The following is a 22647-nucleotide window of genomic DNA, read 5'->3' on the forward strand; positions in this document are numbered from 1 at the left end:
ATAAGCATGCCCAAAATCTAAGAAATAGGGGCTAATAGAGGCACTAAAGCGAGAAAAACACCCCTTATCCCTTCCTCTTGCTCAAAATTATGCGACTTCAATTGCTGGTTGTGACAAAATCATGCTTGATAGAGGCGCCCAGCTGTTCCGATCTCAACACCTACTTTCCTAGTGACCCGAACATATGGGGAAATGGAAGGATAATACTAACCACCCGCGACAGTAACATCGAAAATAGTAGATACGTTAATAACCTGGTCCAAGTGGGAGAACTTACCCCAGAACAAAAATTAAATCTTTTTATGAAAATCATGAGCAATGGAAAAAAGACAAGTTTCACAAACGCCCAACGAAAAAGTACTAAGAACTTCCTTGCAGAAATCCCCCCTTTTCCCCTCGATATCTCAGTGTCTGCATATTACCTAAAGGCAACCCATATCCCTTATAAAAAATATTTAGAAAATATGTCTACATACAACAGAAACTTTTCTGATGTGCAGAAGAAGATTCTTCAAGAGATTGGTGGTTATACCAAAACCCGTTATGGGATCATAACACTAACCATAAAACGTCTTATAAAAGCACATAAGGATTTCAAAGAGCTACTCCTTTTTATAAGCCTTTTAGACTCACAAAATATTCCTCGAGAATTGCTCACAACTTTTAAAGATGATTTTGTCGTAGATAATTTTATTTATCACTTAAACAAATTTTCACTTATCACGAATAAATCAATCAATCTCCCCCTCTTAGAATCGACATTCTCTATCCACAGGAGCATTCAAGCAAAAATATTATCACATCTTTTCAATACACTAGATCTGAGCAAGAAAGTTAATCTGACACGCCCCATAAATTCCAGCTTAGAAAGCTATATACGAGACGCTGTGGATAAAGAAGATTTCTCCAAGATGAAAAACTTATATCCACATGCCGAACATGTTCTAGGCCACAGCGACTTGCTTAGCAATAAAGACAAGGGGATTTTAATGGGAGAACTAGCCTGTATATATTGCTACTTGTCCCATCATTCCAAGGCTAAACTTCTTTTTGAGAAGAGTCTTTCTATTTTAAGTTCTGAGAGAGATTCAAACGATAAAATTGCGCGATTTTTATTATTTCTAGGAAATGTTTACAAAAAAACAGGAGAATATAACAAAGCCAAAGAATTATTTGAACGCAGCATTAAAACCTACCAAAAATCACCTAACGATATAGCTGGTGCGGCAAAAGCTTACGGTTATTTAGGGACAGTTTTTGAAGGCTTAGGAGATCTTAAGCAAGCAAAGGTCCTTCTTGAAAAAAGTATAGACATGTATAAGAAATGCCCCTCAAGACGCATTGGTCTTGCCTGGGCACTGGCACATTTAGGAAGTGTCTATAAGAACATAGGGGACTACGAGAAAGCAAAAGAGTTATTTGAACAAAGTCTTAAAATTTATATGGCACATTCTGAAAACTATGTGGGATCCTCTTGGGTTCTGGGAGATCTAGGAAACGTCTACACAAAGTTGGGAGACTTTGAAAAAGCTAAACATTATCTTGAAAAAAGCCTTAAAATCCTAAGTCAGTATTTCTTTGATGACCACATATACGTCGCAAGAACATCCATCCATCTGGGGAATTATTATAAAGAAGTTGGCGAATATGAAAAAGCAAAACATTTATTAAGAAAGGAATTGGTTGTCATTGAGAAAAATTATGGGAAGAAACATGTTGAAACTGCTTGTGTCTTAAAAAGCTTAGGACAAGTCCATCTCCTGGAAGGTAATTTGGATGAAGCTGAAAATATCCTAAGAGAGTCACTTAATATTTTTCAGATAAACAAACATCCAGAAGAGCACTTAATCTTTGAGGATTTAGCAGAAGTATACCTAACAAGAGCCAATATCGAAAAGAGTAAAGGATTTATAGAAAAGTCTGAGAGTTTTAAATCTCAATCAAACCACTACCTAAATGAGTCTATGAAGATTTTAAAAAATCATTTTCCAGAAAAATTTGCTTATAGGCCAACGAAATAGTTAGGGGTAATTCCTTTTACCTCCCAGAAACTTTATACCTCATATGTAAATTCACCGAGAACAAGAATTCAAACAGTTTTGGTATAAAAATCTACTGTTTATAAAAATAAACACTAAATATTTTTATAAAGATTGACTTTAATTGTAGGTCATGTTAGTTTCTACTTCATTCTAAAGTAAATATATTGTTTGTTTTTCTAGGGATTTATTATGAAGTATTTGAATATATTTATTGCTATAACTTCAATTTACACGAGTGCCTTAAACGTCTCGCCAGTAATGGCCGCTCCAAATGAAGCAGATGGGATAAATCACGAAGAACTGAGTGAAACTTGCGCTAAATCACTAACTACCATCTATGGAAAAATAAATAAAAATTGGAAATATGCAACAGATTCTTCTGTATGGGATACCGAAGCGATTTCATGGGAATTCCAATATGCGCTTACTAATAGAGGATCTACTCACTACTTGCGTTTGAAAGAAGAAACACAATCTGAAATTCAAGAAGCTTTGGAGTCTATTTTAAATTCCCATACCTCTGCCGATTGTATGAATGCAGCTAAGATAGCAAGAATCAAATTAATTTCGGATATTCTCGGATTTGAAAGTATGAACGCTCTAGTAACTACCTTAGGTCGCTCTTGTAGCATAGACTCTTTTCAATTTTGGCACAGTATCTCGTGGGCTTTCCATAGCCCTTGCTCAGAGGATCATGGAGGGACTTACTTTGTACCATTCGTCAACCTGCCAGAGTACCAGAAATTTAAACCTGATGGTGATGCCATAAACCATAATGTGTTTAGGCTACCTAATGGGGAGTATATTGGCTTTGATCCGGACTTTTTCACTCAATCACAAAGCTATGATGAGCTTGAAAGATATATGTTTGAGGCTCTCACAAGCAATGAGTATGTCCAGGAAAATAAAGTTGGAGAGCATAAGGACTTTTGTGAAAAACTCACTTTTGAAGAATTCCGATCACAAAGAAGAGCTTACCAAGCTAACTTCGCCCCATACACTCTTGATATAACAAAAATAAATAGATTTATTGGTACGGGTAACTAGCTTTCATAAATTTGTACGCTGGTTTTGTGGTGCCCCCTAGAGATCTAACGGAATGAATTCACCGGTCTCTGACTGGTAAGCTTCTATGAAGCCCGTGCTTAAATCAAAATACCAAGCATGTAAAAACAATTTATTGGATTTTATGCGCTCTTGGATCCAGGGAAATGTTTTTAAATTATTCAGGGAGATAAGCAGGGATTCTTTTTCACAAAGATGGGCCTGTTCGTCGGCTGAGCCTTGAGGATGCTGTTCTAACACTCGCCGCTTGGCCGGCTTTGCAATATCCATCCAAGCACTCATAAAATCTGAAGAATTATTGTTTTCATCCATTTCCATTAGTGCTCGTATGCCACCACAGTGACTGTCGCCAAATAAAATAATATCGCTCACACCCAAACCATTAACCCCATATTCCAGAGCAGCGCTGGTACCGTGATGTCGCAGGTCATGCTCAAATGGTGGCACCAAATTCGCGACATTTCGAACGACGAACAACTCACCTGGCTTGCACCCGGTAACGATCGCAGGATCAACCCGTGAATCACAACATGCAACTACCAGGGAGCTCGGGTTTTGACCATAGCGCACTAACTCTTCGAAAGACTGCGATTGCTCAAAATGCTTTGATTTAAAGCTCTTATAGCCTTCGATTAAAGAAAGAATACCTGAATCATTGGGGTGAATTGTGTTCATTTTATCTTCTAAATTACCGCACATATATTATCACTGCTGGACTTTAACATATCATATGTCACAAATATGAAAAAGAATCATGGTTCAAAAGTTGAGAAAGTCCTCGCACAGTCGCAAGTGGAAAGAATATTCTTTTCTAACTTGCTCCTCGAAAGGCAGAATAGATACAGTAAATACTGGCTCGCAACTTCTCTGAAAAAATCAGACTTTTAAATTCTCTTCCACAGGCATTGCGGGGCCTCATTTCTCTAAATTTATCTCTATTTATCAAATAGTTAGAGGCTATTGACAGAAGTATGATTCTTGTTACATTAACATCATTAAATAGACAATTTTTTTCGTTTGATGTGTTTGAATAGTATCGGAAGGATGCTGGATTTCTTCGACAATTGACAGCGTCCTTCCGGCTTGTATTTTGTGTTGCATTTGGAGGATAGGAATTTCTAGAACTCTGCCAAATGGAAATACTAAGTTGTCTCTCTTTCTGAGCAAGCCATGATCACTGTAGATTCTTTGTGGGAGTACCGTGGCTGTTTTGCTAACGTTGGTGCTTACTTTGGACAAACAAGGGGTGTAGCAGCAGGATCTTTACTTTCCTGTTTTAACAGAGCCTCGCACGTGGGAAATATCTTCATATTACATCCCGTACTCCTTACCGCTTTACAGAAAACCGGCTCAAATTGCTTTCCTTGGGAATCTGTCATTCCCACATTTTCAATGGAGATCAATGGACTTCGGAACGGCGAAACGGCTCTCATAACCATATACTTATTCTTGTGGCAAGGCGTGCCCACCTTTGCAGATTGAGTCCAACACTTGTTCTGAACCCCCGCTTTACAAATTTTTAGAAGCTGCTGCTTGTTATTCTTAATTTGGTCTTTTAGATCACAAAAAAAATTGTTCAACTCTTTCTGTGATGAAAATCTCTTAAGAATTTTAGGCGTCGCTGATGACGTGATTTTTGCTGAAGGGGACGTGCCAGCCACAACATACGTCGAAAAGCATAGATACATTGCTAACACACCGAAAGTGGCTCTAAGCATTCTTCCCCCTGATTTATTCAATAGCTTTTATATCTTCTATTGTAATCGTTACAACAGCTTGAAGCAAGTTAAAAGCCATTTCAAAATAGGTTTGCTTCTTGTATAGTGCAGAATCTTTTATGAATAACAGGGATATAGTCGGCCATGCTCATCGGCATACCAAAGGAAATCAAAGCACACGAATATCGTGTTAGTCTAACACCTCCCAGTGTCCGGGAACTCATTTCACAAGGACACCAAGTGCTCGTTCAAACAGGTGCTGGTGATGGGATTGGGTTCCATGATCAATCATATCTGGATGTGGGCGCTAAAATTTCCAACTCTGCAAAGGAAGTATTTGAAAAGGCAGACTTTATTGTCAAAGTAAAGGAACCCCAGCCCGAAGAATGTAAATTATTACGGGAAGGCCAGATACTTTTCACATTCCTCCATTTGGCAGCAGACCCCATTCAGGCTAAGGGCCTTATGGACTCAAAGTGTGTTGCTATTGCCTATGAAACAGTTACCGACTCTAATGGCACTCTGCCCCTATTAATACCCATGAGTGAAGTCGCAGGGCGTATGTCCATCCAGGCAGGGGCTCGATGTCTTGAAAAGTTTAAAGGTGGAAATGGTGTTCTCCTTGGTGGCGTCCCTGGTGTGGAAGCAGGCAAAGTTGTCATTATTGGAGGAGGTGTCGTCGGAACCAATGCTGCTCGTATGGCCATGGGCCTCGAGGCTCAAGTCACGATTCTTGAAAAATCTCTCCATCGCTTAAGAGAGTTAAATCTCCAATTTGGATCCCGTCTTGAAACCGTTTATTCTACAGTAACTAGCATTGATGAGCACGTTTCCAAAGCGGATCTAGTCATTGGAGCCATCCTGATTCCCGGATCAGCTGCTCCAAAGATTATTACGAAAGCACACGTCAAAAACATGCGTCCTGGCTCTGTCTTCGTAGATGTCGCTATCGATCAAGGAGGATGCTCAGAAACCAGCCGCCCAACGACACATGATGATCCCATATATACTGTGGACGAAGTCATACACTATTGTGTTACAAATATGCCCGGATCTGTCGCAAGGACTTCGGCTTCTGCGCTTAATAATGCCACGTTGCCATACATATGTAAGCTGGCCAACGAAGGCTACAAACAGGCCTTGCTTGGTAACCATTATTTCTGCGAGGGCCTAAACGTTGCCTTTGGACACATAACCCACAAGGCAGTCGCAGATGACCTAGGATATACTTATGTATCCCCTGAAAAAGCCTTTGAAGCAGCCTAAACATATAGGGCAGAGAAATAAGATCAAGGATTGTGCCATGGCTAAAAAGACTATTATTGCACTTTTCTTCTGCATTCTTCTCCCCTGGGGCATCGCTTGCTCTAAAAATGCTGAAAATCGTGTCGTTAATATATACAACTGGGCCGATTACATTGCCCCTGGTATCATCGAAAAATTTGAAAAAGAAACGGGCATTAGGGTCCAATATGATGTGTTTGACACAAATGAAATCCTCGAAGCTAAGCTCATGGTGGGCCATTCGGATTTTGATGTCGTTTTCCCGACAGCTAATCCCTTTTTTGCACGTCAGATTCAAGCCAAGATATATCAAAAAATTGATCAATCAAAATTAAAGAACTATGGGAATCTCAATGCTGACCTCCTAAAAAGTCTGGAACTTATTGACCCCCACAATGATTACGGTATTCCCTATGTATGGGGCACTTCTGGTTTTGGTTACAATATTCAAAAAGTAAAAGAAATAATGCCAAATGCGCCTATCCATAGCTGGAAAATGGTTTTTGATCCAAAAGTTGTCTCCAAGTTTCAAAAATGTGGCGTCACAGTTATGGATACAGCTTTTGAAGTATTAACAAACACGCTTGCCTATCTGCATATAGATCCAAATTCATTTGCAAAGGAAGATTTGGAAAAAGCCATTGGCGCCATTCGTGCAATTCGTCCCTATTTGAGATCTTTCAATTCTTCTCGTGTAACTGATGACCTCGCCAACGGAGACATTTGCCTCGCCCAAGGGTGGTCTGTGGATATTCTATTAGCACGGGACCGCGCTAAAGAAGCTCACCGAAACTATGACATAGCTTATGCTATCCCTGAGGAAGGCTCAGAGCTCTGGTTTGATATGATGGCTATTCCAGCCGACGCCCCTCATGTAGATGAAGCTCATGCCTTTATTGATTTTATTCTCCGCCCAGATATTAGTGCAGAAATTACAAACTATTTGAAAATGGCGAGTGCTAACGATGCAGCAAAAAAATATACTGACAAAAGTGTGCTAGAAAACCCTCTGATATATCCTCCCGCAAAAGTCATTCAGAAACTCTTTATCTCTAAGTCGGCACCTGTTAATTATGAACGCCTTCGCACCCGACTTTGGGCTCGCATGACGGCACGAAAGTAGAGTATATTTTATGACTGTACAAAAAAAGCAACTTGAGCCTTGGCAAGATCCTTCCATCTCTCCTTATATTCAGATTGAAAACGTTTCCAAAGACTATGATGGCATTCCAGCCATAACCGACCTATCTCTTTCCATTTATAAAGGAGAATTTTTTTCCCTTCTGGGAGCATCAGGATGTGGCAAAACAACACTCCTCCGAATCCTGGCCGGATTTGAAACTCCAAGTGCTGGTAGAATCTTCATCGATGGCGTAGATATGTCCCGTGTTCCTTCCTATGAACGTCCCGTCAATATGATGTTCCAATCCTACGCCCTCTTCCCCCATATGACAGTAGCTCAGAACGTAGCCTTTGGTCTTAAGCAGGAAGGACTCCCTAAGTCAGAAATCGTGGAGCGTGTTAAAGAGGCGCTCCAGTTAGTCCAAATGACTTCCTACTCGAAACGGAAACCCTACCAACTCTCTGGAGGCCAAAAACAACGCGTTGCCCTAGCCCGTAGCATTATCAAACGCCCCAAGCTCCTCTTGTTAGACGAACCATTAGCGGCCCTAGACAAAAAACTACGAGAACGAACACAGTTTGAGTTGGTCAACATTCAGGAAAGTATTGGAATCACCTTTGTTATGGTAACTCACGATCAAGAGGAAGCCATGACCGTTTCCACGCGGCTAGGTATTATGGAAGAAGGTCATGTGCGCCAAGTTGGGTCTCCCCATGAGATTTATGAGTTTCCCAATTCACGCTATGTGGCCGATTTTATTGGATCTATAAATATCTTTGACGGAACCGTTGTAGAAGAAGATAAATATCACGTGCTTGTCCATTCCGAAGAAGACAGCTGCAACTTTCATATTGCCCGCACTTCCACTGCCCCCATCGGAGCCCAAGTCAGCGTGGGCATCCGCCCTGAAAAAATTATTGTATCCAAAGAAAAACCCCAAGGAAAACTCAATACAATCAAAGGGATCGTTGATGATATTGCATACTTAGGAGATGTGTCCATCTATCATGTCCGACTCCCCTCCGGAAAAATCATTCAAGCCACACTTCCTAATTTAGCCCGTCTAACGGAACAACCGTTAACATGGGAAGATAAAGTATACCTTCAGTGGCGTCCAGAAAATGGTATGGTATTGGCCCTATGACGACACCAACTTTCCTGAAAAATTCTCCTTTAAAAGAATCGGTGAAAATATTCGAAAAATTCCTCAAAAAGAGAGGGAAGTCCGCGCTGATTGCTACTCCATATACGTGGCTTTTGCTCTTTTTTTTAATTCCATTTTTAATTGTTGCAAAAATTAGTCTCTCTGAATTTGTCATTGGCGTTCCCCCCTTTAAACCCATCCTAAAATGGGTCGGAAGTAACCTTCCCCAGATTCACTTCAACTTTGGAAACTATGCCTACCTAATCTACGACGATTTTTATCTAGTCGCTTACCTAAGCTCTCTTAAGCTGGCTTTCATAGCAACAATTTTATGCCTAATCATAGGATATCCAATGGCCTATGCTATATACAGGTCTTCTGTTCGGTGGCGCACTCTTCTACTCTTACTTATTGTGCTCCCCTTTTGGACATCCTTTCTGATTAGAGTCTATGCCTGGATAGGACTCCTCAGCCCACAGGGGCTTATAAATAGCACTCTCATGACCATAGGGCTCATCGAAGATCCATTGCCTCTCTTGTATAATGATTTTTCTGTCTGCCTAGGACTTGTTTACTGTTATCTCCCTTTCATGATCCTTCCTATATATGTGGCTCTAGACCGCTTGGATCCAACTCTTTTTGAGGCTTCCCACGATCTAGGGGCCACACCGTTTCAAACGTTTCTTAAAATCATCTCTCCTCTGACACTCCCTGGAATTATTGCAGGCTCTCTTCTAGTGTTTATTCCTGCCATCGGAGAATTCGTTATTCCAGATCTCCTCGGAGGATCCGATACACTGATGATCGGAAAAGTGATATGGACCGAATTCTTTATCAATCGTGATTGGCCTGTGGCAGCAGCTCTTGCCATAACAATGCTCCTTATAATCGTCGTTCCTATTATGCTTTTCCAAAAATTTAAGTCGCAAGAATCCCGATCATGAAACATGCTTATCGCCCGTTCCTAAGATCAACCGTCCTAGCATTTGGCTACGCGTTTCTTTACCTCCCCATCGTTATTCTCATTTTCTATTCTTTTAACGAATCCCGATTGGTTACGGTATGGTCTGGATTTTCCACTAAATGGTACACGAGCCTCCTCGATAATCATCAGCTTTTGTCTGCTGTTTGGGTGAGCCTTAAAGTGGCAACCATGACTGCTACTTTTTCAACCATATTGGGAACTCTGGCAGCCCTTGTCCTGACCCGCCTTGGACCTTTTCGAGGACGAAGTCTCTTTAGTGGCTTAGTGACGGCCCCCTTAGTCATGCCTGAAGTTATAACAGGACTTTCCTTGCTATTACTATTTGTCTCGACGCAGCAAATGTTTGGTTGGCCCCATGGACGAGGAATAATCACTATTACTATTGCTCACGTTACCTTTTCCATGGCATATGTGGCCGCCATGGTCCAAGTGCGCTTGGCTAACTTTGACAATACGCTTCGAGAGGCAGCCTTAGACCTTGGGGCACCCCCCATGAAGGTCTTTTTTCTCATTACCCTACCAATCATATCCCCTGCCCTTGTTGCCGGCTGGATTTTAGCTTTTGTCCTTTCCATGGATGACGTTGTCATCGCAAGTTTCGTCTCTGGACCAGGCTCAACAACACTTCCAATGCTCATTTTTTCAAGTATACGCATGGGGATCACGCCTCAAATCAACGCCCTTGCAACCATCATTATACTCGTAGCAGGCATCAGCGTAGGCCTGAGCAGCTGGATCATCTATCGGAAACGAAAAGACAAAGCTTAACCCACACACAAAAGCACTAGATCACCCCTATAATCTGTTATATAAACAGGACAATTAAATTCTAAAAAGTTTTATCGCCCTGAATTAAAATTGATCAACCAACAGATAATGGAAGGAATACCCTTATGAATTTTGGCAAAATAAAAGCCCCTCTTATACTAGCTCTCTTATGCCTCGTTACACTTTCCCCCTCACCTTCCACTAGCTGTACATCTTGTGATGAACATTCGAAGGTAGTCTTCGGCATCTCCCTGTCACCCTATGTGCGAAAAGTCTTGGTCGCTCTCCATGAAAAAGGGATAAAGTTCACACTAAAAGAAACCTTGCCTACCCTAGCATTAAAATCCAAAAATATGGAAGTGCCGGCAGATTTCGCCCAAGCGAGTCCACTCGGAAAAATCCCAGCCTTTAAAGACGGAAACGTTACCATGGCTGACTCGGCGGTCATTACGGCTTACCTTGAAAAAACCCATCCCAATACCCCACTTTTCCCTAAAGCGCCTGATTCCTATGCCCGCACCTTATGGCTTACCAAATACGGAGATGATGTGCTGGGGCCTGTGATTGGCAAGAATGTCCTCTTTGAACGCTTTGGAAAACCGGTAATTTTCAATCAAACAACCGATGAGAAAGTGGTTCAAACGGCTCTACAAGAAACGTTGCCTCCCATGTATGACTACTTGGAGAAAGAACTTGGTGACAATGAGTGGATTGCAGGCAAGGATTTCTCCGCTGCCGATATCGCTATCGTGGCACAACTGGCAAGTCTTGAATTGGCTAACGAGACCTTTGACGCTAAGCGTTGGCCTAAATTAGCCGCTTATACCAAACGCGTTCTCGATCGACCTTCTTTTAAAGCAACGGCAGCGCACCCTTCGGCAGTTCCAGTTAAAACGTCAAAGGTGTGAGACCTTTACACACAACTCATCGATGGAAAATGCAGGATTAACATCCTGAAAACAGATCAGGAGACCCTATTGCCAACACATGGCAAGATCGCTAGTCTGTGCGTGAAAAAATATACAGGAGTTATTTGATGACCAATAAATCTACAAGTCAGCCCCACGTAATTGTTTTGGGGAATGAAAAAGGCGGCACCGGAAAATCTACTACGTGTATGCATGTAATAGTCGCCCTTCTCCGGCTTGGATACTCTGTAGGAAGTGTTGATATTGATGCACGACAGGGAACCCTGACCAGATATATTGAAAATCGCCAACGGTACCAAAAGAGCTCTGATAAAGATATTCCACTCTCTGATCACAAGCCCATGCCTTCCAGCACACTGGATTCTGTGAAAGAAGCCCAGGAGGAAGATTCTGCAAGCCTAACCGCTTGCATTGCCGGCCTGTCTTCAAATGATTTTATTGTTATTGATACACCTGGAAGTAATACCTATTTATCTCGCTTAGCCCATTCCTTTGCCGATACCCTTATTACTCCCCTCAATGACAGCCTCATAGACTTGGATATGCTCGTGCGCCTAAAAGATGACGGAATGGATATTGTTCGCCCTAGCCTCTACGCAGAGTTTGTCTGGGAACAGAAAAAAAACCGGGCCATTCGCGATGGCGGAAATATTGACTGGATTGTGCTCCGAAATCGTTTGTCGAATATTCATGCCAAGAATAAAGAAAAAATGGAACAAGTCCTGAGTGCTCTCTCTAAACGGATAGGATTTCGTACATTAGCCGGATTCGGGGAACGGGTCATTTTTCGCGAACTATTCCTATCTGGGCTTACCCTCTTAGATATGAGAGAGACAGGTCAAGTCCTTCAACTTTCCCATATCACTGCCAAGCAAGAGCTTCGACGTTTGATTGAATCCATTCAACTTCCCCAACTTCAGGAGAGGGCAGCCGCATCCCTATAGCCTTTGATTAGATTCTTACTCATTGCCGTCCTTGCCATAGCTGTACTCGGGGGCGGTTTTCTCTTGATTAAAGCCCTTGTTCGTTTCATTCAAAAAAATTCTAGCACTTTTTTAAAATGGAGCGCCGCCATTGGAGGCGGTATGTTGTTCCTATTTTTCCTCCTAACAGGGCGCCTAGCCGGGATTCTTTATCTAATTCCTCTATTGGGTCCATTGGTTCAAAGACTTTTAATGAACACCCGCTTTCAATATTTCACCCAAGAAGAAAATTCAGATACAGCTGCTGGCCCCATGACACGCTCAGAAGCCCTTAATATACTTGGACTTTCTGAAAATGCCTCAAAAGAAGACATTAAAAAGGCCCATAGACGATTGATTCTTAGCCTCCATCCTGATAAAGGAGGATCAGCATATCTAGCCGCTAAGATTAATCAAGCGCGGGAAGTGCTGTTAAAGGGGTAAGTGGAACTCTTTTTCTGGAACTCCTGGCTTAAGTGTAGTGACATCATCGAGAGAAAGTGTTTATGAAGCATAAAGTACGGAAGGCAATATTCCCAGTCGGTGGATTCGGAACCCGTTTCCTCCCTGCTACTAAATCTGTTCCCAAAGAACTACTTCCTGTCGTTGACCGCCCCTTAATCCAATTTGCCGTCGAAGAAGCTCGTCTGGCTGGAATTGAAGAATTTATTTTTGTGACAGGCAGAGGAAAATCCCCCATAGAAGACTATTTTGATCACTCCTATGAGCTCGATTCTTTCCTCTTAGAACGTGGTAAACTTGACGATTTAGATCTTGTGAATTCTCTTCTGCTCAGGCCGGGACAGATTTCCTACACCCGCCAACAGGAACCTCTGGGTCTAGGTCATGCTGTTTGGTGTGCCCGCCATCTCGTCGGAGATGAACCTTTTGCCGTTATTCTGCCCGATGATCTCATTCAAGCCGAACGCCCTTGCCTGCAACAAATGGTTGAAGCATTCGAAATTAAGGGCGGGAATATGCTCGCGGTTATGGACGTAGAGCCCCAACATACCCCCCTATATGGGATCCTAGACGTTAAAACAGATGAAGGTCACTTCGTCCTTGCCAATGGCTTAGTGGAAAAACCCCTTCCCGAAAATGCTCCTTCTAATTTGGCCGTTATCGGTCGCTATATTTTGCAACCAGATATTTTTGACGTTCTTGAGGAACAAGAAGCCGGTGCAGGGGGTGAGATTCAATTAACTGATGCCATTGCTTCTCTCGTAAAGGAATACCCTCTTAATGGCGTCAGGTTTATTGGAGAACGGTTTGACTGTGGGACAAAAGAAGGTCTTTTAGCTGCCAATATTTCTTATGCCCTTGAACGAGCTGATATGAGGAATTCGACGAAGAAACTTCTTACACAGTTTGGAAAGCAATTAACGGAAGCTGCTTAATTTTATTGAACTTTTTTGACAGAAAGGAAACAACATGCGCCTCGCAATGATCGGTACTGGATATGTAGGACTTGTATCGGGCACCTGTTTTGCCCAGTTTGGTGTCAATGTGACTTGTGTCGATACTGATGAAGAAAAAATTGCCAATCTTTCAAAGGGAAAAATCCCCATTTACGAACCCGGACTAGATGCCCTCGTTACAGCAAATACGAAAGTTGGAAGATTGTCCTTTACCACAGATCTTAAAAAGGCTGTACGTGAAGCAGATATTGTTTTTATCGCCGTAGGAACACCCAGCCGTCGAGGAGATGGGCACGCAGATCTAACTTATGTCTATGAAGCCGCCAAAGAAATAGCCAATGCCGTCGAGGGATATACGGTCGTTGTTACAAAATCCACAGTTCCTGTAGGAACGGGCCGAAAGGTGCAGGAAATTATTCGTGAAACGCGACCAGATGCGGATGTGGACGTGGTTTCAAACCCAGAATTCCTGAGAGAAGGGTCGGCCATTGAAGACTTTATGCGTCCCAATCGAATCGTCATCGGTGTAGAAACCGAGCGAGCGAAGGAAACTATGGCTCAGTTATACCGACCACTCTTTCTTCTAGAGACGCCTATGGTTTTCACAAGCCTTCCTACTTCAGAGCTTATTAAGTATGCAGCGAATGGTTTCTTAGCCACCAAAATTGCATTCATAAACGAAATTTCTGATCTTTGCGAAGAATGTGATGCCGATATTCAGTCTGTTTCAAAGGCCATTGGACTTGATAACCGTATTGGAACCAAGTTCTTGCACGTGGGGCCTGGCTATGGGGGATCTTGCTTCCCTAAAGATACATTGGCTCTGGCAAAAACGGCTCAAGATTTCAACTCTCCCCTAAAGATTGTTGAGTCTGTAATTGACGCAAATAAGTGCCGCAAAGAAAACATGGCTAAACGTGTTATTGCTGCTTGCGATGGAGATGTCCAAGGAAAGACAATTGCCATCTTAGGCGTCACCTTTAAACCAAATACAGACGATATGCGAGAAAGTCCTAGTTTGGACATTATCCCAGCGTTACAAAAAGCCGGAGCGACTATTAAAGCATTCGATCCTGCTGGAATGAAAGAGGCCGAGCAGTTCTTTACTGACATAACATGGTGCGCCAATACCGATGAAACGCTTCTCGATGCAGATGCTCTTGTCATCCTAACCGAATGGAATGAATTCAGAGCACTAGATCTGGCAAAGGTAAAAAGTCTCTTGAAAAACCCCCTTATGATCGACCTTCGAAATATCTATCCCCTCGAAGAAATGGAAAAGTCTGAGATTGTGTATCATTCCATTGGACGTGCGACTGTCGGCGGGAAAAGTGCAACTCGACGCAACACTTCGAAAGCTGCCTAAAAATGCATGTTTTTCATTCTTCTATCCTACGTGAATATGATATCCGCGGTGAAGTTGGTAAAACACTCTCCCAAGAGGACGCCTATTTTCTGGGACGCTGTTTCGGAACATTGATACGGGATCGGAAAGGAAAGTCGGTTGCCCTAGGCTACGATGGTCGCTTGAGTTCCCCCAGCCTTGCTCAGGGCGTTTCACAAGGCCTTTGTGACGAAGGCATTTCCGTCAAAGAAATTGGCCTTGGCCCAACGCCCATGCTCTCATACGCCATTCATGCCCTTGAAACCGATGGGGGAATCATGGTCACTGGATCCCACAATCCGCCCCATCATAATGGATTCAAAATCACCATTGGAACCGAGCCATTTTTTGGGGAACAAATTCAAAATCTCAAAGAGATTATGAAAACGCTCTCACAAAAACCAGCCGTTTCCACAGGCACCCATGAGTCTGTCGAGATTAAAGAACAATATGTCACTCGTCTCACAGAAGGACTCCCCCTCCAAAAACCCCTAACGGTGGTCTGGGACCCTGGAAATGGAGCTTCGGGCGAAATCATTGAAATGCTGACGAAGAATTTACCTGGCAACCATATCCTCTTAAATACTAAAATTGACGGCACTTTCCCCGTTCATCATCCTGACCCAACCGTTCCTGAAAATCTTATCCAACTTCAGCAAACTGTCCAACTTCACCAGGCTGACCTGGGCATTGCCTTCGATGGCGATGGAGATAGAATAGGCGTTGTGGATGGAATAGGCCGAATTCTATTTGGAGATCAATTACTTATTCTCTACGCCCAAAAGCTTCTTCAAGAAATCCCCAAGGCCACAATTATTGCCGATGTAAAAGCGAGCCAGACTCTTTTTGATGAAATCGCAAAATTAGGGGGAGCTCCCATCATGGGCAAGACAGGCCATTCCCTCATCAAGGCGAAAATGAAGGAAACAAAGGCACCTCTTGCAGGAGAAATGAGCGGACATATCTTTTTCGCCGATCGCTATTATGGCTTTGATGATGCCATCTATGCTGCCCTCAGACTTTTGGAAGTGCTTGATAATTCCGAGGAAACTTTAACTCAAAAAGTCGACCAACTTCCAACACCTCACAACACCCCGGAGATTCGCTTTCAGTGTGACGATGATCGGAAATTTAAAGTCGTGGAAGAAATTAAGAATAAATTAGAATCCAGTAAGACTCCGTTCAGTGGAATCGATGGTGTCCGCGTTTCCGTCCCTGACGGGTGGTGGCTTTTACGCGCTTCAAACACTCAAGACGTTCTCGTTGCTCGATGTGAAGGCAAAACACAAGAGGCCCTAGAGGAAGCTCAAAAACATCTAACAGAGCACTTAAAGTCTGTTGGGATCTCGTTGCCAAACTAGCCGCACGTTATACGCGGAAATACTTCTTCACATTACTGACTACCGAAAATCTACGGTACTTGCTCAATAATTCTCCCACATATACAATTTAGCGTATATTGAATTTAATCCGTTGTTTTTTTATGATAAATGGAGAGAATAAATTGCTCAATTACTAGATCACAATAGACAATCATATGAATACTTTCGTGCAAAAGCAGAGGATATAAACACCATCTGCAGCCCTCTTTTCGAATTTTTACCTATCAGATTTTTTTCGTACATACGATTTTACAAAGACGACCGAAGATTGTACTTAACAAATAACACCCAATGGCTTGAAGATTATTTTGAAAATAACTTTCTCAACAACCAAGACCATAACAACAAGTTAGCTCTTCGATTTCACTCTAGGGATCGAGTTAGTAGTGATGAACTCCCAATTGCAGCACTTTTTTCAAAATATGATTTGTTGCTTCGAACTTCAGTAGTAGAGGAAGTAGATGAGTATTTTGAGGCGTATTCATTTGCTGGATCATCTCACCTTCAAAATAAATATATTTTTAAAGAAGACATTATGAAAAAATTCGTGAAATATTTTAAATTTAACGCTCGGAAACTTATTAACGTCTGTGATTCCAAAAAATTGTTCTTTTCAGACTTCCAATTTCCAACCTTTAACGAACAATATTCTGGACAAGAAAAAAACTTTTTAAAAGAAATAGAAATCCCTCATCATCACGTTTTTGGAGAGAATGGGGATACTTTTCTATCACCTCGCGAAAAACAATGCATGGATCTTATATGTGAAGGTATGACGTCGTGTGAAATTGCGAAAATACTTAATCTTTCATCTCGAACCATAGAATCATATGTTTCTAATATAAAAGATAAACTACTATACCCGAAACGACTCACTAAAGGTAAAAGCGAAAAGTTTGCGATAAGGACTCGTCTGGTCCACCTATATACCAAATCTGAATCGTAAAAATATGACCCTATGCGGCCCTTTTTTCCGAGACTTTCGCGACTTTTTCCCGGGAAGGAACTTTGATCTTATGTAGGGAAAAAATCCCGAATAGCATGCTAGGACAAACAAATAAAAGTGGCGCCATCTCACTGCCTGTTGCTTTGACTAGCCAAGCGCAGATGAGAGAAGTACACCCAGTAAAAACAGCCATCCCCAGGGCTTCCCCTAGACCGACACCTCGATATCTCATACGTGTGGGGAAAACGAGAACTTTCAATGCCATAGTTGCCCCGGTCGCCGTAGCACAGGATAAACAAAAAAGAATTTGAAAGATGAAAACAGTGCTTAAACCCATGTTTGGGTTAAGAAACAGAAAAAAGAGAGAAGAAGATATTAAAAACAATACGGCAGAAGCTAAACACACTTTCTTTATCCCGAAACGATCTGAACAAGCACCCATAAGCGGATTGCTCACCGTTAAAATGGCAGCAAAAGGAATACAAAAAGCTATAACTTCTCGAGAGCTAAAACCAAAAATCCGAATGAGATATTGTGGAGAATATAAGAAAACTAGATTATAGGGAAGTGCAACGAAAGTAATTAAGCCAAGTATGTACACTAAATTTCGGTGTTCTGACTTCAAAAATGATTTGAGGCTCGTAAATTTTTCCCCAGCACCTTTGCTTGCTCTCAAGAAATCTTCACTTTCTGGTAGAAGTCGCCGCAGAAAATAACCAAAAAGCCCAAAAACACCTCCTAACACAAAGGGAACTCGCCATCCCCAAGATGGAATAGCCGAATTGGTAAATATATATCCCAAGCAAAAACTTAACAAAAGCGCAAAGCAGGTGCCCATATACAGAATCCCACCCGTATAAGCCTTCTTACCCTCTGGGGCATTTTCTAAAAGTAACACGCTCGCGCCGGCAAACTCACCCGCAACAAAAAAGTTCTGCACCAACCTACAAATTAAAAGTAATATTGGGGCCCAAATTCCAATTTCTGAAAAGGTTGGAAGCAGCCCAATCATAAGCGTTGGCAGCGAAATAAAAAACATGGACAACTGCAAGGGCTTTTTTCGTCCGAACTTATCTCCAAAATATCCAAACAGCAGACCACTGATAGGGCGTAAAATGAACCCTGCAGCGAACACTACTAGCCCAAATAATCGAGATATTTCAGGATCTTCATGTGGGAAGAAAAGAGGCGATAGAACGAGAATCAAGCTCCCATACAGAAAAATGTCGTAGTACTCTAACATCGTTCCTAAACATATCGTGAAGATCGATTTCTTTTTCATCATATTTCCACCCTCATTGAATTCAGTTTTACAGCATTATTTACATCTTCCACCCAAAGTGACTATACATTTATATCTTAAAATTACAACAGGTTAAACTTGAATTAGAACATACTTTTTGCCAAAACACTATCCTATATAGATCTCAGAAAGGCGGATAAAACACATTTTATTAACACTTTAGGGAGCCATTTTCCTATATACTCACATCAGGCTTATTACAGGAAAGTTTTAAATGAGCACCATCAGAAATATTAAAGACTTAAACCAGATTCAATTGGGACTCCCACCGTGGATCACAGAAATCAAAGTCCCAGAGGCTTCTAAATTTCAAGAGCAAGAAGAACGGATGCGCTTTGTGATAATGCTCTCAAAAATGAATGTTGATCATGGCACGGGGGGGCCTTTTGGTGCCGCCATTTTTAATATGAAAACCCATGAACTTGTTTCCATGGGAGTCAATGTGGTTATCTCAGAAAAATGCTCAATGGCCCACGCCGAAATCATGGCTCTTATGTTGGCACAGAAAAAACTTGGCAAATTTTCTCTTAATCTATCCCAGCAAAACAGTTATGAACTCGTAACCAGTTCAGAACCCTGCGCCATGTGTTTCGGCGCAATTCTTTGGTCCGGAGTTAAATGTTGCTCCAGCGGGGCACGCGCCGAAGATGTCTCTGAGATTGGTTTTGACGAAGGGGACAAGCCCTCTCGATGGAATGAGTCCCTTGAAAAAAGAGGTATTACCCTTATAGAAGATGTGTGCCGTCAAGAAGCCAAAGATGTTTTGGAATTCTATGTGGAAAAAAACGGACGCATTTATAATGGGTGAAGAGACGTCTTACGAAACAATCTATGAAAGTTTTCCGTCGTAATCTGTCCCACTTCTTCTTCGGAGATCTTTTTAATTTCGGCAAGTTTTTTAGCCACTTCTACCACATAGGCAGGTTCATTGGATTTCCCCCGATAGGGAACTGGTGCAAGAAATGGGCTGTCCGTTTCTACTAACAATCGATTCATTGGCACCCTTGCAGCAGTCTCCCTCAATTCAACCGCATTCTTAAATGTCAAAATGCCCGATAGGGAAATATAAAAACCCATGGCAAGCGTTTCATCGGCAAATCTCTGGCTACCGCTAAAGCAATGAATAACCCCAGGCGCTCGATCCTCCCGAGGCCCAACACTTTCTTCTTTTAAGAGTGCCAAAATATCGTCTTCTGCATCTCGACTATGGATAATAAGAGGTAACCCATTTTCCTGTGAAGCTTGTACGTGGGCCCGAAAAGATTTCTTTTGAGCTTCCCGATCACTGTGCTCATAGTAATAATCTAGACCCGTTTCCCCAAAACCAACCACCTTTGGCGACACAGCAAGTTCCAGCAAGTCCCCAGGCTTGATGTCTGGATACCGCTTTGCTTCGTGTGGGTGCACCCCAACAGTGCAATAGACAGTTGGGTCCCTTTCAGCAATTTTTAGAATAGCTGGAAACTCTTCCAGATCCGTCGAAATAGAGAGCAACTGTCCCACTCCCACCTCATGGGCACGTTGAATGACCTGAGGTATTTGATCCTTAAACTCTGGAAAATTCAGATGACAATGACTGTCAACGAGCCAAGGTTTTTTCATGGGACCCTCCTGGAACGTATCGGGGGAAAATAGGTTCAGGGTTTGGAAGCGCCGTTCCCGATACCAAAGCACTCTCTGCAGATAAATTAGCAAAAGTTCTCTTGTTTTTTGGCACTGCTAACTGGTCCAAAATCTTTTCAGTGGCATCAGGTAGGAATGGCTGAGCAAGAATTGTTATATACCGAATGGCCTCAGATAACACATATAGAACTGTTTCCATACGGTCCGTATCTGTTTTCCGCAAAGCCCAAGGAGCCTGCGTATCCACATATCGGTTAGCCACGCCGATGGCGCGCCATAGTCGCTCTAGATACTTGTGAAAAGCTTGTTCCTCTGCAAGCAAAGGCTTCAAATCATCATAAAGGCTCTGCACTTCTTTCAGCATAGCCTCGTCATCCCTAGTCAATGTGCCTTTCTTAGGAACAACCCCTCCAGCATGTTTTGCAACAAAGGAGAGCACCCGTTGAATAAGGTTGCCATAGTCATTAGCCAAATCACTGTTTATGCGACGCTCCATAGAGTCACATGAAAAGTCTCCATCTTGGCCAAAAGGAATCTCTCGCATCATAAAATAACGAAGCTGATCCACTCCGTAAGTTTTGATGAGCTCAAATGGATCTAGTACATTCCCCAATGATTTGGAGCATTTTTGACCTTCGTTTGTCCACCAGCCGTGTGCATATACCCGCTTGGGTAATGGTAAATCCGCTGCCATCAAAAAGGCTGGCCAAAAGATGGCATGAAATCGAAGTATATCTTTCCCAACAATATGATGCGCCTCCGGCCAAAAAGTTGCGAAATCAGAAGCTTCCGTATCGGGATAACCAAGAGCCGTAATATAATTCGTTAGAGCATCAAGCCAAACATAAACCACATGATCAGGGTCTCCTGGAACAGGAACACCCCAAGTGAAAGTCGTTCGCGAAACAGAAAGGTCTATTAATCCCTGCTTAACGAAACTAATGACTTCATTGCGTCGAGAGGCTGGTGCAATGAAGTCTGGATGATCATTATAAAATTTTAAGAGACGGTCCTGGTATTTGGAAAGTCGGAAAAAATAACTTGGCTCCTCTACCCACTCAACATTTGCTCCTGTGGGCGCTTTGCCATTAATGAGCTCTTTTTCCGCAAAGAAAGTTTCATCGGTCACAGAATACCAGCCCGAGTAGCTTCCTAAGTAGAGATCGTCGTTCTCCACTAAACGTTCCCAAAACTTCGTTACACCTTTTTTGTGGCGCGGCTCGCTCGTACGGATAAAGTCATCACAGGTAGCCTTCATCGCTTTGGCCATTTCCCGGAATTCTTTCTCTACCTTGTCCGCAAAGGCTTGAGGCGTCATTCCCGCTGCTTCGGCTGTTCTTTCTACCTTTTGACCATGCTCATCCGTTCCTGAGAGAAACTTTACATCACACCCATCTAAGCGCATGAATCGTGCCAAGACATCACATGCCAATGTAGTATATGCGTGGCCCACATGTGGCGATCCATTCACATAATAAATGGGAGTGGTTACGTAGAATGCCCGCGTCATTTTATCTCTCTTTCACAAAGCTTAAGAAAACACACAGAAGAGTTTGTTTCCGATCCAAAGTATATCGTTGCATCTCCTCAAAATGTAGCCTTATTTTCTCCCATATTCTAAGCCAATTTTCAAGGGAGCAATGGTTGGTCATAAGCCCATATAGTTCTACTTCCTCTGGTGTATTGCAGGCGCTTTTTCCTTCTGATTTGAGATAGTTCCCCAAAAATCCCATTAGCAAAATTGTAAAAATCTCAAAAGAATCACTCTCTTGCTTTTTACAAAGCCGTTCAATGAGAGAAAAAGGAACATTTGCCGAATTGGTGAGAAGGCCCTTAACGGCACCTAACATTTCCTTATAGAGTGCCAAACCACCGCCTTGAATCATTGTGAGAACTTGGCCAAGACGGCCCCCACTCAATGAGGTTAACAAGTCTCTCTCTTCTTTAGAAAATGACCCATGATGTTTTGCTAAATAATCCCCAACTATCTCTGACGAAAGGGGTTTCATTTGAATGACCTGACAGCGAGATCGAATAGTTGGCAACAAAAGACCCGGCTTATGGGAAACAAGAATTATAAAAGTCCCGAGGGGCGGCTCTTCTAAGGACTTTAAGAGTGCATTGGCCCCATTGCGATTCATTTCCTCGACCCCGTCGACGACGACAACACGATAAGGACTTTCCGATGATGTTTTCTGGAGAAAAGCAGGAATCTCTCGCACTTTGCCGACTGGAATCTCAAGTTGCACCTTGCCCTTCTCATCAACTCCCCTAGAAATACATAGAAAGTCCCCATGGCTTCCGCTAAGAATCCTCCGACGGACCATACTAGCTGGATCCACGTGCAAAGTTTTATGGGAGATTCCTGCGTCTTCAGAATAAGTGAGCAAATATTGTGCCAGTCTATGGGCCATGGTTGCTTTGCCAATGCCCTTAGGACCAGTTAGCAACAGTGCATGAGGCAAACGATTTTGTGCCATAAGCTGCAAAAGATAACTTTCCACATCTTCATGACCTAACAAGTCAGGCTGAGCACTATAGAGGGTTTCTTCAACGGGATCTGCTCTCATA

At 42.4% G+C, this 22647-nt stretch carries 21 protein-coding genes; 15 read left to right on the top strand and 6 right to left on the bottom strand.

The features are described from left to right. Window positions 1-110: 110 nt before the first annotated feature. On the top strand, window positions 111-2021 hold the full coding sequence (locus HOL16_03635) for a tetratricopeptide repeat protein (protein MBT5389787.1): 1911 nt from the start codon (window positions 111-113) through the stop codon (window positions 2019-2021). A 210-nt stretch (window positions 2022-2231) separates the two neighbouring features. Beyond that, the gene (locus HOL16_03640) at window positions 2232-3089 is read left to right on the top strand and encodes a hypothetical protein (GenBank protein ID MBT5389788.1); all 858 of its coding nucleotides are present in this window, start codon (window positions 2232-2234) and stop codon (window positions 3087-3089) included. 36 nt (window positions 3090-3125) lie between these two features. Here the strand turns inward: HOL16_03640 and HOL16_03645 are convergent, their stop codons facing one another. Together HOL16_03645 and HOL16_03650 are read right to left on the bottom strand one after the other, a co-directional pair. Next, window positions 3126-3782, bottom strand: coding sequence for a carbonic anhydrase (locus tag HOL16_03645; protein ID MBT5389789.1), 657 nt, complete (start codon window positions 3780-3782; stop codon window positions 3126-3128). Between the two features lie 551 nt (window positions 3783-4333). After that, window positions 4334-4825 carry a hypothetical protein gene (locus tag HOL16_03650; protein ID MBT5389790.1) on the bottom strand — a complete coding sequence of 164 codons (492 nt, stop codon included), beginning with the start codon at window positions 4823-4825 and terminating at the stop codon, window positions 4334-4336. A 144-nt stretch (window positions 4826-4969) separates the two neighbouring features. Between HOL16_03650 and ald the strand changes: the two genes are divergently transcribed. From ald to HOL16_03710, 12 genes are all read left to right on the top strand, one after another. Beyond that, the gene (gene ald / locus HOL16_03655) at window positions 4970-6091 is read left to right on the top strand and encodes an alanine dehydrogenase (protein MBT5389791.1); all 1122 of its coding nucleotides are present in this window, start codon (window positions 4970-4972) and stop codon (window positions 6089-6091) included. 37 nt (window positions 6092-6128) lie between these two features. Further along, window positions 6129-7232, top strand: coding sequence for a polyamine ABC transporter substrate-binding protein (locus HOL16_03660; GenBank protein MBT5389792.1), 1104 nt, complete (start codon window positions 6129-6131; stop codon window positions 7230-7232). A gap of 10 nt (window positions 7233-7242) precedes the next feature. Next, window positions 7243-8376, top strand: coding sequence for a polyamine ABC transporter ATP-binding protein (gene potA / locus HOL16_03665; GenBank protein MBT5389793.1), 1134 nt, complete (start codon window positions 7243-7245; stop codon window positions 8374-8376). Beyond that, complete coding sequence (locus HOL16_03670) at window positions 8373-9320, top strand: ABC transporter permease subunit (protein ID MBT5389794.1); 948 nt, start codon at window positions 8373-8375, stop codon at window positions 9318-9320. The genes potA and HOL16_03670 overlap by 4 nt, the downstream gene beginning before the upstream one ends. Then, the gene (locus HOL16_03675; protein MBT5389795.1) at window positions 9317-10129 is read left to right on the top strand and encodes an ABC transporter permease subunit; all 813 of its coding nucleotides are present in this window, start codon (window positions 9317-9319) and stop codon (window positions 10127-10129) included. The genes HOL16_03670 and HOL16_03675 overlap by 4 nt, the downstream gene beginning before the upstream one ends. A gap of 125 nt (window positions 10130-10254) precedes the next feature. Then, the gene (locus HOL16_03680) at window positions 10255-11037 is read left to right on the top strand and encodes a glutathione S-transferase family protein (protein MBT5389796.1); all 783 of its coding nucleotides are present in this window, start codon (window positions 10255-10257) and stop codon (window positions 11035-11037) included. Between the two features lie 128 nt (window positions 11038-11165). After that, the gene (locus HOL16_03685) at window positions 11166-12002 is read left to right on the top strand and encodes an AAA family ATPase (GenBank protein ID MBT5389797.1); all 837 of its coding nucleotides are present in this window, start codon (window positions 11166-11168) and stop codon (window positions 12000-12002) included. 3 nt (window positions 12003-12005) lie between these two features. Continuing rightward, window positions 12006-12464 (top strand): DnaJ domain-containing protein, encoded by a 459-nt coding sequence (locus HOL16_03690; protein ID MBT5389798.1) that lies wholly within the window; start codon window positions 12006-12008, stop codon window positions 12462-12464. A 62-nt stretch (window positions 12465-12526) separates the two neighbouring features. Further along, a complete protein-coding gene (galU, locus tag HOL16_03695) occupies window positions 12527-13417 on the top strand; it encodes a UTP--glucose-1-phosphate uridylyltransferase GalU (GenBank protein MBT5389799.1) in 891 nt (296 codons plus the stop codon). Window positions 13418-13451: 34 nt separating this feature from the next. Beyond that, entirely contained in the window at window positions 13452-14804 is a 1353-nt protein-coding gene (locus HOL16_03700; protein ID MBT5389800.1) for a UDP-glucose/GDP-mannose dehydrogenase family protein, read from the top strand. Between the two features lie 2 nt (window positions 14805-14806). Next, on the top strand, window positions 14807-16183 hold the full coding sequence (locus tag HOL16_03705) for a phosphomannomutase/phosphoglucomutase (protein MBT5389801.1): 1377 nt from the start codon (window positions 14807-14809) through the stop codon (window positions 16181-16183). A 289-nt stretch (window positions 16184-16472) separates the two neighbouring features. Then, window positions 16473-17150: a helix-turn-helix transcriptional regulator gene (locus HOL16_03710; GenBank protein ID MBT5389802.1), complete on the top strand. Its 678-nt coding sequence runs from the start codon at window positions 16473-16475 to the stop codon at window positions 17148-17150. A gap of 10 nt (window positions 17151-17160) precedes the next feature. On the opposite strand, the gene HOL16_03715 is transcribed toward HOL16_03710, so the two are convergent. Further along, complete coding sequence (locus tag HOL16_03715) at window positions 17161-18432, bottom strand: MFS transporter (protein ID MBT5389803.1); 1272 nt, start codon at window positions 18430-18432, stop codon at window positions 17161-17163. Between the two features lie 235 nt (window positions 18433-18667). Between HOL16_03715 and HOL16_03720 the strand changes: the two genes are divergently transcribed. Continuing rightward, the gene (locus tag HOL16_03720) at window positions 18668-19261 is read left to right on the top strand and encodes a nucleoside deaminase (GenBank protein ID MBT5389804.1); all 594 of its coding nucleotides are present in this window, start codon (window positions 18668-18670) and stop codon (window positions 19259-19261) included. Here HOL16_03720 and HOL16_03725 read toward each other — a convergent pair. The 3 genes from HOL16_03725 to HOL16_03735 are packed head-to-tail and all read right to left on the bottom strand — an operon-like array spanning window position 19249 to window position 22646. Next, window positions 19249-20055, bottom strand: coding sequence for a TatD family hydrolase (locus tag HOL16_03725; GenBank protein ID MBT5389805.1), 807 nt, complete (start codon window positions 20053-20055; stop codon window positions 19249-19251). The two genes, HOL16_03720 and HOL16_03725, sit on opposite strands and share 13 nt — an antisense overlap. Then, the gene (locus HOL16_03730) at window positions 20033-21586 is read right to left on the bottom strand and encodes a methionine--tRNA ligase (GenBank protein MBT5389806.1); all 1554 of its coding nucleotides are present in this window, start codon (window positions 21584-21586) and stop codon (window positions 20033-20035) included. The genes HOL16_03725 and HOL16_03730 overlap by 23 nt, the downstream gene beginning before the upstream one ends. A 1-nt stretch (window position 21587) precedes the next feature. Beyond that, complete coding sequence (locus tag HOL16_03735) at window positions 21588-22646, bottom strand: DNA polymerase III subunit delta' (protein MBT5389807.1); 1059 nt, start codon at window positions 22644-22646, stop codon at window positions 21588-21590. Window position 22647 lies beyond the last annotated feature (1 nt).

The organism is Alphaproteobacteria bacterium (genome assembly GCA_018662925.1).
GTDB lineage: Bacteria > Pseudomonadota > Alphaproteobacteria > 16-39-46 > JABJFC01 > JABJFC01.

What these genes read in the sequence shown, in the direction of transcription:
- HOL16_03640 (MBT5389788.1), top strand. Translation starts at nt 2,232, where the DNA reads ATGAAGTATTTGAATATATTTATTGCTATAACTTCAATTTACACGAGT.
- HOL16_03645 (MBT5389789.1), bottom strand. Translation starts at nt 3,782, where the DNA reads ATGAACACAATTCACCCCAATGATTCAGGTATTCTTTCTTTAATCGAA.
- HOL16_03650 (MBT5389790.1), bottom strand. Translation starts at nt 4,825, where the DNA reads ATGCTTAGAGCCACTTTCGGTGTGTTAGCAATGTATCTATGCTTTTCG.
- ald (MBT5389791.1), top strand. Translation starts at nt 4,970, where the DNA reads ATGCTCATCGGCATACCAAAGGAAATCAAAGCACACGAATATCGTGTT.
- HOL16_03660 (MBT5389792.1), top strand. Translation starts at nt 6,129, where the DNA reads ATGGCTAAAAAGACTATTATTGCACTTTTCTTCTGCATTCTTCTCCCC.
- potA (MBT5389793.1), top strand. Translation starts at nt 7,243, where the DNA reads ATGACTGTACAAAAAAAGCAACTTGAGCCTTGGCAAGATCCTTCCATC.
- HOL16_03670 (MBT5389794.1), top strand. Translation starts at nt 8,373, where the DNA reads ATGACGACACCAACTTTCCTGAAAAATTCTCCTTTAAAAGAATCGGTG.
- HOL16_03675 (MBT5389795.1), top strand. Translation starts at nt 9,317, where the DNA reads ATGAAACATGCTTATCGCCCGTTCCTAAGATCAACCGTCCTAGCATTT.
- HOL16_03680 (MBT5389796.1), top strand. Translation starts at nt 10,255, where the DNA reads ATGAATTTTGGCAAAATAAAAGCCCCTCTTATACTAGCTCTCTTATGC.
- HOL16_03685 (MBT5389797.1), top strand. Translation starts at nt 11,166, where the DNA reads ATGACCAATAAATCTACAAGTCAGCCCCACGTAATTGTTTTGGGGAAT.
- galU (MBT5389799.1), top strand. Translation starts at nt 12,527, where the DNA reads ATGAAGCATAAAGTACGGAAGGCAATATTCCCAGTCGGTGGATTCGGA.
- HOL16_03700 (MBT5389800.1), top strand. Translation starts at nt 13,452, where the DNA reads ATGCGCCTCGCAATGATCGGTACTGGATATGTAGGACTTGTATCGGGC.
- HOL16_03705 (MBT5389801.1), top strand. Translation starts at nt 14,807, where the DNA reads ATGCATGTTTTTCATTCTTCTATCCTACGTGAATATGATATCCGCGGT.
- HOL16_03715 (MBT5389803.1), bottom strand. Translation starts at nt 18,432, where the DNA reads ATGAAAAAGAAATCGATCTTCACGATATGTTTAGGAACGATGTTAGAG.
- HOL16_03720 (MBT5389804.1), top strand. Translation starts at nt 18,668, where the DNA reads ATGAGCACCATCAGAAATATTAAAGACTTAAACCAGATTCAATTGGGA.
- HOL16_03725 (MBT5389805.1), bottom strand. Translation starts at nt 20,055, where the DNA reads ATGAAAAAACCTTGGCTCGTTGACAGTCATTGTCATCTGAATTTTCCA.
- HOL16_03730 (MBT5389806.1), bottom strand. Translation starts at nt 21,586, where the DNA reads ATGACGCGGGCATTCTACGTAACCACTCCCATTTATTATGTGAATGGA.
- HOL16_03735 (MBT5389807.1), bottom strand. Translation starts at nt 22,646, where the DNA reads ATGAGAGCAGATCCCGTTGAAGAAACCCTCTATAGTGCTCAGCCTGAC.